Origin of the sequence: Vibrio sp. ES.051, from assembly GCF_002563795.1 — a bacterium.
GTDB lineage: Bacteria > Pseudomonadota > Gammaproteobacteria > Enterobacterales > Vibrionaceae > Vibrio.
The window spans coordinates 523,530-536,120 of record NZ_PDJL01000004.1; the positions used below are offsets into that span (position 1 = coordinate 523,530).

Consider the following 12,591-nt stretch of genomic DNA (forward strand, 5'->3'; position numbering starts at 1 on the left):
CGTGTGTTGAGAACGTAGGCTATTCCGACGGGGTTGCCCCATCAAAACGAATATCTTGCAAGTTAAAACCCAGCTCAATATCACACTTCAAAGCCGCGACGCGTTTACATAATCGAGCAGACTCTATGTGCTCATCCAGTTTTTTACGGTATTTAGGCGCGAGCTCATTGCTGGCGTAGGCCGTTTCAATGTCTGCAAAGTGAGTCAGGATTTCTTTTGCCGCTTTCGGGCCAATCCCCGGTACACCTGGCACTTGGCTCGAGCTAATGCCGGTTAATCCCCAGTAGTCAGCAAGTTGATTCGGTTTTACACCAAATTCTTTGTCGATAAATGGTGCATCCAGCCAACGATGCTGAAAGTAATCGCGGATCTGTAGCGTGGGGGAGAGCAACTGACAGTAGCCTTTGTCGGTGGAAACAATCGTGACTTTTTCGCCATGGCTCGCGACTTTGGTTGCTAGTGTGGCGACTAAGTCATCCGCCTCATCGCCATCAGAAAGTAGAGAGTCGATACCTTGCTCCCACCACGCTTGTTGAATCGCATCTAAGCCTTGCATTAACGGCTCTGGCATTGGTTTCCGGTTTTGCTTATAGTCCGGAAGGATGTCTGCTCGCCAGCCTCTATCTTGCTCATGATGATCAAAAACCGCGATGATGTGTGTCGGGTTGGCTTCTGACAGAATTCGCGTCAGCGTTCTTTGTGTGGTTGTGATCGTTCTTGCTATATCGGTCGGGTCCGGCTGCGCGGAGTGCACGCGGCGGATCAGGTTAAGGGCATCAATAATAACAAGATGAATAGACATAATGACTTAGCAATAAAAAAGGGGCGTAATGCCCCTAGTGTAACGAATGCTAGCCTGACTATCGACCATCAATTTCGGAATGGGCAATGTGGTAACAAGGCTCATAACTTGAACCACTTGGCAGTTTCATTCGATGTTGTTCGACGAAGTCTTTTAATAACTTATCGAGTTTTTTCATCAATACCGGATCACCATGAATAGTAAAAGGTCCTCGACGTTCGATTTCTCGAATACCTTCCGCTTTTACGTTACCTGCCACGATACCGGAGAAGGCTTGACGCAAGTTTGCCGCCAGTGCTTGAGGCGCTTGATTCAAGCTCAGATCCAATTGTTGCATCGACTCATGAGTCGGCTCGAATGGCAGCTGGAAGTTAGGTTCGATTTTTAATGACCAGTTGAAACTGTACGCATCGTCTCGCTTTTTACGGTGTTCACGCACTTTATCCATCGAACGTTTCATGATGCGCGCGACTTCTGCCGGGTCATCAATGACGATTTGATAATGCTTTTGCCCCTCTTCCCCGAGTGTGTCGCGGATAAACTCATCGATAGAGCGGAAGTACTCTTCGCTCTCTTTGGGTCCGGTTAGTACGATAGGCATGGGCTGATCGGCATTGTCTGGGTGCATCATGATGCCAAGAAGATACAGCAGTTCTTCTGCTGTTCCGGGGCCGCCCGGGAATATCACCACACCGTGCGCCATGCGTACAAACGCTTCCAAGCGCTTTTCGATGTCAGGCATGATGATCAGCTCATTGACGATTGGGTTAGGTGGCTCAGCGGCAATGATGGACGGCTCGGTTAAACCAAGATAGCGTCGCTCGTTGTAACGCTGCTTTGCATGGCCGATAGCCGCGCCTTTCATTGGGCCTTCCATTGCGCCTGGCCCACAACCGGTGCAGATATTGAGTTCACGCAGCCCTAGTTCGCTTCCAACTTCGCGGGTGTATTGATACTCAGCTAAATTAATTGAATGTCCCCCCCAGCAAACCACCAAGTTTGGTGCGATACCGGGTGTCAGCGCTTTGGCGTTGCGTAAAATACCAAATACTAGGTTAGTGATGTGTATGGGGTTGACGAGGTTTAGGCGCTGACTATCTGCTAAGTGCATGTTTACGTATACAATGTCACGCAATACAGAAAACAGATGCTCTTGAATTCCCTTGATGATTTCACCGTCGACAAAAGCATGTTCTGGTGGGTTGGTGAGTTCGAGCTTAATGCCTCGCTCGCGGCGCACCACGTTGACCTCAAACGATTGGTGTTTATCTAACAGCTCTTTTGAGTTATCGGTATGACTGCCAGAGTTCAATACCGCCAAAGTGCAGTTACGGTAAAGCTGATAAAGATCACTCGAGGCGGTGTTTTTTAAACGCTCCACCTCCAGTTGAGAGAGCAAATCCATGCTACCTTTGGGGCTTATATGAGTAATCATAATGCCTCCTTGTGTTGTATTCATTTGAGGGAACGTACCAACTGACCTAGTAGTTTTATACGTATGGTTCGATAAAGTCGGTTGGTCGATTTGGTTTAAAATAATGACTCCCAAGCAACCTCAAGATGCGATACCAATAGATACATCATCTTGAAGTGACTTGGATTGTTACAGCTTAGCAGACTGAAAAAGGATAAGTGTGATAACTCGTTGAAAATCGGCGATTATACAGGGAAGTTGAGTTTAAATAGCTTCGGCTGCTGTTTTTTTGACCGAGACTTAGTTCCAGTTAAGCTGAGTTGTACCGCGTTTTTTGGCATCACTGAGCATTTTTCTGAGGCGTTCTAATACATGTTCAGGTGCATCAGCGTCTTTAAAAGACGTTGAAACGGCAGTCAGTGTGATGGTGAGGTTTTGTTCGCGGAACCTGAACGGCAGCTGGCTGACATCACGCTGAATGTGTTTGATGAGATCCAGCGTGTACTCTTCGGAGTGCTCTGGCAAAAGTAGCATAAACTCTTCACCACCAAAGCGTGCAACGGTTTCCGTTTCCGAGACGCGCTTATTAATTGTCCGGGCAATGATTTTTAACGCCTTGTCGCCAGCGGTATAGCCATAACTGTCGTTGATGGCCTTAAAGTTATCGACGTCAAACAGAACCACTCGAAGGTTTTTCTGCGAGCGGATCCAGCGGCGGTACTCTAACTCAAGACGGTCATTAAATGCTGTGCGGTTATACACTTTAGTGAGTGGGTCTCGCAGCATTCGCTGGGCTTGGTCATCCAAGCGTCGATGATAATCTTGTGTGGTTTCAAACACCGCTTCGAGTTGGTTCTTGCTGTAGTGCAAACGTTCTTGCAGGGCTTGTTCGCGCTCTTCCGCCATCTTTAGGCGCTCGGCGACAGAGGTCATGTTCGCAAACAGTGGTGCCATCTCTTGTTTAAGAGCCGCTAAGTCTTGCGCTTGATCGAGTGATTGTTGACTTGATTTAATCAGAGCATTCATTTCAGCATTCAGCTCTTGGCGGTGCTCAAAGTAGGTATGGTGCTGGTCAACGTTCTGATGGACGGTTTTTAAGTTACTTGCAAGTGAAGAATTAAGTTGGTCGAGAAATTGGCTCGAGGCTTTGCGTTCGAACGTCGTTGCATCAACAACCAGTTTGAGCGTTGAAAGCGTCAGTTCTATGAGGGACTCGGCAGTAACGCCTAAAAGCAATTTGGCGCGAATGTCGAGCAATTTATCGCCAGATCCTCCCTCAAAGTCGAGTTCGGTAATCGTGTGTTGTAATTCACTAGCAAGGCACTCAAGCTGAGACTTATCGGAGGGATTCTCAAGATCACTTAAGTGTAAGTGCGAGTGAGATGTGATGATTTTCAGCGCCCGTTCGTAAATGCTTAGCAGCTTGGTGGCTTGGTCGACTTTCTTACCTGTTTGGGCTTGCGAGACACTCATTAGGTTTCGCAATTCACGGTTTAATTGCGCAGGTAAGCCCGTGATGCGTTGAAGCGTTTCACCGCTGTGTTTGATTTGTTTGTCGAGGTGACTGTTCTGTTTTTCCGCCGTTTTAGACTGTTGTTGGAGCATTCGTTCCAGTACGGCTAAGCGCGGAATAAGAGTGCTGACATCTTTTTGATGTTGTAGTTCTTGTTGAATTTCAAACAGGTACTCGGAAACTTGAGCGTTTGAACCTTGGTAAGCAGAAGACAGTGATGCCACAACGCGTTTGAGAATTTGTTGTTCACGTTTGAATTTGAGTGAAGTATCACGATGTGTCAGCCTGAGTTGGTCAAGTTGACACCTCAACTGGTGAAGTTGTGACTGAATATCGGATTCCAGAATTCCCATGAAGTGGCTACGGTTAAACCTATGTACGACTAATAATTTTCTGATAATAACAAAAAACCTTATAGCGTCATTAGTTATTACGCCTAACCGGCGTTTAATTATGCATTTTTTAATATTTTCTTGATGTCGTCCTCATTCTTATATGAGGAGTGGATCTTGATCAGGCCTTGGTTAATCGCGTGTTGACAGGCTGTTCTTATGTTACCAGTTGCAAAGCTGGCTGCAGGTGCATTATCGATGGCCTTCAGGAACACCCAGTGACTTTGTTTGTCTTTTAAGCTGACCTCGCGAGCAATGTGTGTAGCAAGAAGCAGTAGGTCAAGCAGCTCTTCATCATTGATGGCGGTGTAGGCGCGTGGTAGGAATGGATAGTCACTGATGCCCATGCGAATAATTCGATTCACGTTATGCTGGTTGGCAAATTCATCGATCCAGGTTTGGAATTTATTGAACATCTCTTCGGCTGAGGCATCACGATCGGCATTCGGTACGATATAGAGCAGATTGGCATCAGAGAAATGGTACAAGCGAGACGGTTTATCAACTTTTGACGCAAGGTATTCACCAAAAGCCTGTTCTAGCTCAAGGCCGGCTTTGTAGCCGTTTTGGACATACATACTACGTAGGAATGGTAAATCGATCATCACAAAACGTAGACGGTCATTGAGCGGTTCGTGAATCAACTCGCCCATTTGCCACTGTTCGAATGTATCGCTGGATTTTTTCAATGATCGAGACAGTTTGACGTTCAACATGCGTAAATTACGTAAACGAGATCGTGAATGTGTAAACAGGTCATTACGCAGCTTGTCTATTTCACTGGCTTGACGCTGCATGGTCACGCTACGGCGCATGATGAATAAGAACATCACTAACACCGTAATAAAGAGGGCAAATGAGATTTTCTGAAACTTACGGTGCTCTATTTCGACTTGTTCAAGACGCTCCGATTGTCCGATATAGTGAATGGTTTGCTCGGCGAACTCTTTTTGTTGACGGAAGGCATCTTCACTGATTTGGTTGAGTTGTTTTTGTTCCAACAGCACTGAGCTGGTGTATTGCTTATAGGCTTGGAGAGAAAGTTGATACTCACCGGCTTGCTCGTAACCAAGCCCCAGTAAACGATAGGATTGTTGTTTAATGAAATTATTGTTTTCAGGTGACTTCTCTGCAAAAGACAGGGCTTTTTTCGCGTTTTCAATCACTTGTTTACTGTCGTTTTGATGATACGCCAAGCCTGATTGAAGCAGCGCTGCTCTAGCTTCGAGTTTGGGAATGTTGGAGTATTCCAACAACTCTTTTGAGTGTTCCAAGTATTGCTCGGCGAGGGCGTAGTTGTAGAGTTGTAAATACGTAGCCGCCAAGCTTAGACGAATTTTAATGATTTGGTTAATGTTCTTGCTGGTACTCTCGTGATCGAGCACGTTAAAGTAGTGTACTAAGGCGAGGTTGAATTTGTCTTGATAAAAGTAAATATCACCCATCTGTTCTAGCACATCTGCAAGGATTGGCGAGCTAGGGTAGGAGTCGTAGAAATCGGCAGCTTGAGATAAGTGTTCGACCGCTTTATCGTAAACACGGCGTTCTTGGAACAGCCTTGCCAGCAGACGGTTGACCTTTGCCAACCTTGCTCCGCTATCACTTTCGATGGATTGCCAATAACCATATAGCAACTCCGATAGGGCAAGGTTGTATTTTTTACTGTTGAGGTAGAACGCTCCGACCGCCGTATAATAGTCGATCAGAGTGAGAGCCGAACGGCTGTCCTCCAGCATGACTTTTGCTTGAGCATACAAACGCTCCGCATTGATAGTATCGCCACGGTGGGAAGCAAGGAGGGCTCGTTGCATGGTTAATCGATAGTGCACGCTGTCAGTACGTTGTAAAACGGCACTCGCCTTATCTAATTGTTGTTCGATTTGCTTTAGGGTTGCTTCTGCCGCAGGGTAATTTTTATCGACCATCCAAATCATTTGGTTGCGAATCAATTGCACATCCAAGTCCATGTAAGGCAGCTGGTATTCTTGCGCAAGGCGTTGTGCTTCATCGAGATGTTCAACAGCGGAGCGAACATTGCCCATGGCATAGTCAGCTTGGGCGATGATTTTATGGGCTTCGATAGTGCTGCCAGGTGTACGGATGTTGCGATCGGTCTCTTCACGAGACATCGATGAAGGGTTGCCACTTTCTTTGTGTTCGGTGAGTTCACGTTGCGATAAGTAGTTGGCCGCGGCTTGTTTGGCTCGCAACGGTTCGATCTCAGCCAGTTTCTGGGCTTCATTAAGCAAAGCCGACGATAAAATGGTCGCGTGAAGTGGCAGTGCACATAGCAAGCAAAGAAAGCCAATCAATCTGAATAGACGCGAACGGTCCCAAAGCATCCTTTCGTTCCCTCGAACTGTTTTTCCATCCTACTCATTCATTACCCATCACTGCGTCGCGAAATGCTTGCTGAGTACTCAAGCTTTTCATTTCTACAGTTTCTGGACGTTGACGAAATAGCATGGGAGTAGATTTAGTGGCATTGATAATAACATGGCTAGCAATAAAAACGTTCGGCAATCCTTTAGATTGCCGAACTTATTTCTGTCATTAAGATGATTATTGACGAGCCATGCGGTGGTTATGAGCTGGCTTGTCTTGGTCCGTAGAGCGGTATGGGTTGATATCCAAGCCACCACGGCGGGTATATCGTGCCAATACGGTCAGTTTACTTGGTTGGCAGTATTTCATTAGGTCGGTAAAAATACGCTCTACGCATTGTTCGTGGAACTCGTTATGTTCACGGAATGACACCAAGTAACGCAGCAGCTTTTCACGATCAATTTTCGTGCCTTGGTAACGGATCTCTACGCTGCCCCAATCAGGTTGGTTGGTGATCAAGCAGTTTGATTTCAGTAGGTGGCTATGTAGAACTTCTTCAACTTGTTCGTGACCTGCCGCGCCTTCAAGCAGATCAGCATCAAAATCGTAACTGGTAATTTCAATGTCCTGATCATCAATACATTCGCCTTTCATGGTGACGATAGGTTGGTTGGTGTAATGTGTGACAGGGTTGACGTGCACCAATACTGGCTCACCTGCGCACTCTGACAGATCTTGCGTCAAACGTTCTGCGACCTCTTTCCAGCTCGAAAATCGTGTTTGATTGTAGCTATTTAAGTAGAGTTTGAATGATTTAGACTCAATCAGGTTTGCGCTGGTTACTGGGATGCATACCTCGCCAACGGCCACTTGTGGTAAGCCTTTACTATTTAACCAAGACAGTTCGTACAGCGTCCAAATGTCGTGGCCCATAAAAGGAAGGCTGTCGCCTAACTGAAGGTCATCTCGGTTTAGGCTACGAGGTACGGGTTGCAGCAAGTCCGCGTCGTATTGGTTTGCATACTCGGTCTTTTTACCTAGTGTTAGGCCAGCAAGCTCTTTAGCGTCTGAATATTTACTCATACTTTGTGGTCGTTTTCGATTAGAATAGCGAGAATTTTACTGAATCCGCTGGTCAATTGCTATCTGGCAAACACGGCTATCTGATAAATAAGGAATGAGGAGACCTTCATGACCCAAACCGTTACTCAGGCGTTACAAGACTTCAGCTTGCGCTATCAACAAGCTTGGCAAACGAAACACAGTGAGTTGCCACGCAGTGAAGAGCTCGCCGATCTTGTTTCTCCATGTGTTGAAGAGAAACGCGGTGGGGCAGTATTGTGGAAAGCAGTACCGCGTGAAGCAACCGCGGATTTCACTAATGTAGAGAATGCGATTGAGTTATCACTGCAAGAAGACATTAAAGCCTTTTATGGATTTCAATACAGCGCAGATATGGAGGCAACTTGGCAAGGTAATACGCTGACATTGCTGCAAGTGTGGAGTGATGATGATTTCACGCGACTGCAAGAGAACATCTTGGGTCACTTGGTTACCCAACGCCGTCTTAAGCTTAAGCCCACGGTGTTCATTGCGACAACAGACGCTGAGTTGGATGTGATTTCTATCTGTAATCTAACGGGAAATGTGATTCTTGAGCGTTTAGGGACTTCTCAGCGTGATGTGCTCGCTGACAACCTAACCGAGTTTCTACTTAAGCTAGAGGCCGCAGTATAAGTATGTACGTTATAGAGTTGCAGTTTGAGTGTTTTGATAACACCACAGTCAGTGCGGTAGATAAAGCCATTAATGGTTTGATGGATGCACTGCGCTATAACGGCCAAGTGTTAGGACGAGAGTTTCCAATCGTGATGGGCGATGGTGAGTTTTTGGTCCGTGTGGTTTGTCCTGAGCAAGACAGTTTACACCCGCGTTACCATTCCGACTTTGTCAAAGTATGCATGAATCGCTTATCGCAAGCCTCATTACTCGCGCCGAAAATGCGCATGCTTGGACGAGATTTAAACTCAGAAGAGGCCGCAGAGTCAGAGGCCCCAAGTTGGCAAGTGCTTTACACGACCTATGTGCACACTTGTTCACCACTGCGCAGCGGCGACACCTTGTTGCCGATTCCTCTTTACCGCAATACTCCCACGTTAAATGGCGACCATAAAGCCGTGATCAAATGGCAGACCGAGTGGCAAGCGTGTGATGAAATTCAGATGGCGGGTGGCTGCCGCGCAGAGCATGCGACCTTACATGAGATTTGCGATGTGGACAGCGTGTTGTTTCGACGTGGTTGGGACTTACGTGGCCGTATTGAATACATCACTCAGGTTCCAACGTATTATTACCAGTATCGCGTAGGCGGTCAGTCTCTCGACAGCGAAAAAGCACGACCGTGTCCAAAATGTGGCGGAGAGTGGTTACTGGACGAGCCATTACACGACATCTTCTATTTTAAATGTGATGACTGCCGAATTGTATCCAATATCTCTTGGGATCATATCAAGTAGTTGTTGGACGCTATGTATGGTTGCCACTGGCTTTGAAGCTCGGTAGTAGGCTTGAAGCAGCAAATAACAAAAGGGCTGATGTGCAAACATCAGCCCTTTTGTGTTCAAGTTAGTGATGGTGAATTACCAACCTTTCACAACGCCGCCTTTGAATAGCTCTTTCGCCGCTTCGTACACTTCTTCAGTTTGGTACGCCTTGACGAAGTTTTGGACGTTTTGAGCATTGACATTTTCTTCACGCGCCACGATTAAGTTCACGTATGGTGACTCTTTATCTTCGACGAACACCCCGTCACGCTCTGGAGATAGGTCAATAGAGCTTGCGTAAGTGGTGTTGATGATAGAGAGCGTTACGTCATCCAAAGAGCGTGGCAGTTGAGGCGCTTCTAGCTCGATGATTTCGACGTTCTTAGGGTTACCTACGATGTCACGAACGGTGGCTTGCAGGCCAACCCCGTCGCGTAGCTCAATCAAACCTTGTTGCTCAAGAAGTAGCAGTGAACGACCTAGATTAGTCGGATCGTTAGGGACGGCGATGCGTGCGCCGTCTTGGATGTCTTCAACCGATTTTACTTGTTTTGAGTAACCAGCGATGGGGTAAACGAAAGAGTTACCTGCGATAGCCAGTTTGTAACCACGATCTTTCACTTGTTGGTCTAGGTATGGTTTGTGTTGGAATGCGTTAGCATCAACAGAACCATCGTCTAACGCTGCGTTTGGTGTCACGTAGTCAGTAAAAGTCACCAACTCCACATCCAAATTGTACTTTTCTTTGGCCACTTTCGCTGCCACTTCAGCAACTTGTGCTTCAGAGCCAGCAATAACGCCCACTTTGACCTTGTTTAGGTCTGTTTCTGTTTCGCCACAACCCACCAGAGTCAGTGCAGAAGCGGCAGTTACAACAGTCAAAAGGCTTTTGAGGCTAAATTTCATTTTTATCTCCTTATAATTTATATTTTCAATGTTTATCTGTGGTCTACACGACGCACCACTGCGTCACCGAGAGACTGAATAATTTGCACGAGAACAATCAACATCACGACTGTGACGGCCATGATCGTCGCATCGTAGCGGTGGAAACCGTAACGTATAGCGACATCACCTAAGCCGCCGCCGCCCACGGTGCCAGCCATGGCAGAGTAGCTTACTAGCGTGACGAGTGTGATGGTGACTGAGTTAATAATCGTCGGCATGGCTTCCGGTAGCAGCACTTTTGTGATGATTTGTGTTGGCGCGGCCCCCATAGATTGTGCGGCTTCAACCAGCCCAGTAGGAACTTCTAACAGAGCACCTTCAATCAGACGCGCGACGAATGGGATTGCACCAATGGTAAGCGGTACGATTGCTGCCGTTGTGCCAATAAAAGTGCCAACTAACATTTTTGTCACTGGAATAATCGCAACCATTAACACTAGAAAAGGCACGGAGCGTCCAATGTTAACAATGGCGCCTAACATACTATTAAGACGGGTGTTTTCTAATAAGCCGCCTTTTTTAGTAATGTGCAGAATGACACCCAAAGGGATACCTACCGCGAAACCGACCAGGCCAGCGACCGCAACCATGTATAAGGTTTCCCATGTTGCCCCCAAAAGTAGCTTGCTGTTTAAACTCAGCCATTCAGAAATCGTATCAAAGGACATAACCAAGTACCTCTACTTTCACGTTGTGCTCACGCAGGAAATCAAGAGCTGCGTTATCATCTTTTTCATTACCAAACAGCTCAGCGACCATCATGCCGAATTTTACGCCACCAGCATAATCAAGGTCAGAACTTAAAATGCTCACATCAATGTTGTATTTTCGAGAAATCTGCGACATCAGAGGTGCATCTACTGTGGTGCCTGTAAACTCCAAACGCACCAGAGGGTAGCTGCCTTCAACACGGGTTGGTTGTAGCCGAGCTTGGTAATCCTCTGGGATAGAAAGATCTAACGTTGAGCGAATAAATTGGTGCGCCAGTTCGGTTTTAGGGTGTGCGAAAATATTGCCGACGGTACCTTTTTCAACCAGTTCACCGCCACCAATGATCGCCACTTCGTGGCAGATACTTTTCACCACTTCCATCTCATGGGTGATAAGCAAAATAGTGATGTTTAGCTTGCGATTGATTTCTTTTAGTAATTCAAGAATGGACTGAGTGGTTGCCGGGTCTAACGCGCTGGTGGCTTCGTCACAAAGCAGCACGCTAGGATCGGATGCCAATGCGCGAGCAATCGCTACACGTTGCTTTTGACCGCCGCTGAGGTTCGCGGGATAGCTTTCATGTTTGTCTTGCAAACCAACCAGCTTGAGCAGCTCCGTGACTTTAGTTTGGATTTGCGATTTGTTTTTACCGGCCAGCTCTAAAGGCAAGGCGATGTTATCGAAAACAGTGCGAGACGACAGTAGGTTAAAGTGCTGGAAAATCATACCAATGTTGCGGCGGGTTTCGACCAACTGTTTTTTGCTCAGTGTTGTGAGATCAACATTATCGACGATGATCGCGCCAGAGCTCGGCGCTTCAAGCATGTTTACACAGCGGATCAGGGTGCTTTTACCAGCACCAGATGAACCGATCACACCGAAGATGGTGCCCTTGGCGATGTGTAGGTTAATGTCTTTCAGGGCAAGAATTTCCTTACTGCCTTGGTAGAACACTTTATTGACGTTTTTAATTTCTATCATGTTTCAACCTGCCCAAAGATACGGGGGAACTTCGCTGTCAAAAACCGCCTTTGACAGAACTTAATGTTGAGCTCTAGCTCAATTCTCAGTTGATGCTATGGGTTAAGTAGAATGAAGTCAATAGATATTTTTACGTCTAGACGTCTAAAGGTATGGATGTTTTATTTCATAAATAACGCGGTGTAAGCTGTGAGTGGAAGGGAGAGAAGGGTCGCTGTAGAGTGACCGACTCTTGTTCAACAAATCAACGGTTTTAACAGCGCTTCCTGCCAATGAGGTAGTGTTGAGGGTGATAAGGGATGTATAATCTGACGAAACCGAATTAATAGAGAAAGACGTTTTGGCAAAACCTGCTGTTTTTATCGATCGTGATGGCGTGATTAACGTTGATCACGGCTACGTTCATGATGAACATGATTTTGAGTACATTGAAGGTGTGTTTGAAGCGACGAAAGCGCTGAAACAACAAGGCTATCTACTGGTGCTTGTGACCAACCAATCTGGCATCGCGCGCGGTAAATTCAGTGAGGATCGTTTCTTGTCACTGACCCAATGGATGGATTGGAATTTTGTCGAGCACGGTGTGGAATTTGATGGTATCTATTACTGCCCGCACCATCCTGAACAAGGTATCGGCGATTACAAGCAAGATTGTGATTGCCGCAAGCCAAAGCCAGGCATGTTCATTTCTGCTCGCGATTTTTTGAACATCGATATGGCGAAATCGGTCATGATTGGTGATAAAGCGGAAGATATGATGGCGGCTGAAGCGGCGGGTGTCGGCACTAAGATTTTGGTTCGCACTGGCAAACCGATCACTTCACAAGGTGAAGCGCTGGCGAAGGTGGTGCTTGATAGCGTGGCTGACGTACCTGGATATCTACAGAAGTAATCCCCAAAAAGTGGTGTGTTTAAGGGAGGCGTTTGCTTCCCTTTTATTCTATTGCTGTTAAAGTTCAAAC

The 12,591-nt window shown here is 46.6% G+C and carries 11 protein-coding genes; 3 read left to right on the forward strand and 8 right to left on the reverse strand.

The genetic code is table 11. The features are described from left to right. Positions 1-19: 19 nt before the first annotated feature. From xni to queF, 5 genes are all read right to left on the reverse strand, one after another. A complete protein-coding gene (gene xni / locus ATG66_RS08810; protein ID WP_098414940.1) occupies positions 20-802 on the reverse strand; it encodes a flap endonuclease Xni in 783 nt (260 codons plus the stop codon). A gap of 58 nt (positions 803-860) precedes the next feature. Next, on the reverse strand, positions 861-2,237 hold the full coding sequence (gene ppnN / locus ATG66_RS08815; RefSeq protein ID WP_098414941.1) for a nucleotide 5'-monophosphate nucleosidase PpnN: 1,377 nt from the start codon (positions 2,235-2,237) through the stop codon (positions 861-863). Between the two features lie 279 nt (positions 2,238-2,516). Further along, the gene (locus ATG66_RS08820) at positions 2,517-4,082 is read right to left on the reverse strand and encodes a GGDEF domain-containing protein (protein ID WP_098414942.1); all 1,566 of its coding nucleotides are present in this window, start codon (positions 4,080-4,082) and stop codon (positions 2,517-2,519) included. A 98-nt stretch (positions 4,083-4,180) separates the two neighbouring features. Continuing rightward, positions 4,181-6,463 carry a tetratricopeptide repeat protein gene (locus tag ATG66_RS08825; RefSeq protein ID WP_098414943.1) on the reverse strand — a complete coding sequence of 761 codons (2,283 nt, stop codon included), beginning with the start codon at positions 6,461-6,463 and terminating at the stop codon, positions 4,181-4,183. Positions 6,464-6,683: 220 nt separating this feature from the next. Next, a complete protein-coding gene (queF, locus tag ATG66_RS08830; RefSeq protein ID WP_098414944.1) occupies positions 6,684-7,529 on the reverse strand; it encodes an NADPH-dependent 7-cyano-7-deazaguanine reductase QueF in 846 nt (281 codons plus the stop codon). Positions 7,530-7,637: 108 nt separating this feature from the next. Here queF and syd point away from each other — a divergent pair, with 108 nt between their 5' ends. Next, positions 7,638-8,183, forward strand: a complete 546-nt coding sequence (syd, locus tag ATG66_RS08835) for a SecY-interacting protein (RefSeq protein WP_098414945.1) — start codon at positions 7,638-7,640, stop codon at positions 8,181-8,183. Positions 8,184-8,185: 2 nt separating this feature from the next. Then, positions 8,186-8,962, forward strand: a complete 777-nt coding sequence (locus ATG66_RS08840; RefSeq protein WP_098414946.1) for a Zn-ribbon-containing protein — start codon at positions 8,186-8,188, stop codon at positions 8,960-8,962. Between the two features lie 123 nt (positions 8,963-9,085). On the opposite strand, the gene ATG66_RS08845 is transcribed toward ATG66_RS08840, so the two are convergent. Genes ATG66_RS08845 through metN form a run of 3 tightly spaced genes read right to left on the reverse strand, consistent with a single transcriptional unit; the run spans position 9,086 to position 11,629 of the window. Continuing rightward, positions 9,086-9,895 (reverse strand): MetQ/NlpA family lipoprotein, encoded by an 810-nt coding sequence (locus tag ATG66_RS08845; protein ID WP_098414947.1) that lies wholly within the window; start codon positions 9,893-9,895, stop codon positions 9,086-9,088. Between the two features lie 32 nt (positions 9,896-9,927). Continuing rightward, entirely contained in the window at positions 9,928-10,605 is a 678-nt protein-coding gene (locus ATG66_RS08850; RefSeq protein WP_098414948.1) for a methionine ABC transporter permease, read from the reverse strand. Continuing rightward, the gene (gene metN / locus ATG66_RS08855; RefSeq protein ID WP_098414949.1) at positions 10,595-11,629 is read right to left on the reverse strand and encodes a methionine ABC transporter ATP-binding protein MetN; all 1,035 of its coding nucleotides are present in this window, start codon (positions 11,627-11,629) and stop codon (positions 10,595-10,597) included. Before metN ends, ATG66_RS08850 begins: the two co-directional genes overlap by 11 nt. A 340-nt stretch (positions 11,630-11,969) precedes the next feature. On the opposite strand from metN, the gene gmhB reads away from it, so the two are divergent. Continuing rightward, a complete protein-coding gene (gene gmhB / locus ATG66_RS08860; RefSeq protein WP_098414950.1) occupies positions 11,970-12,521 on the forward strand; it encodes a D-glycero-beta-D-manno-heptose 1,7-bisphosphate 7-phosphatase in 552 nt (183 codons plus the stop codon). Positions 12,522-12,591: the final 70 nt, after the last annotated feature.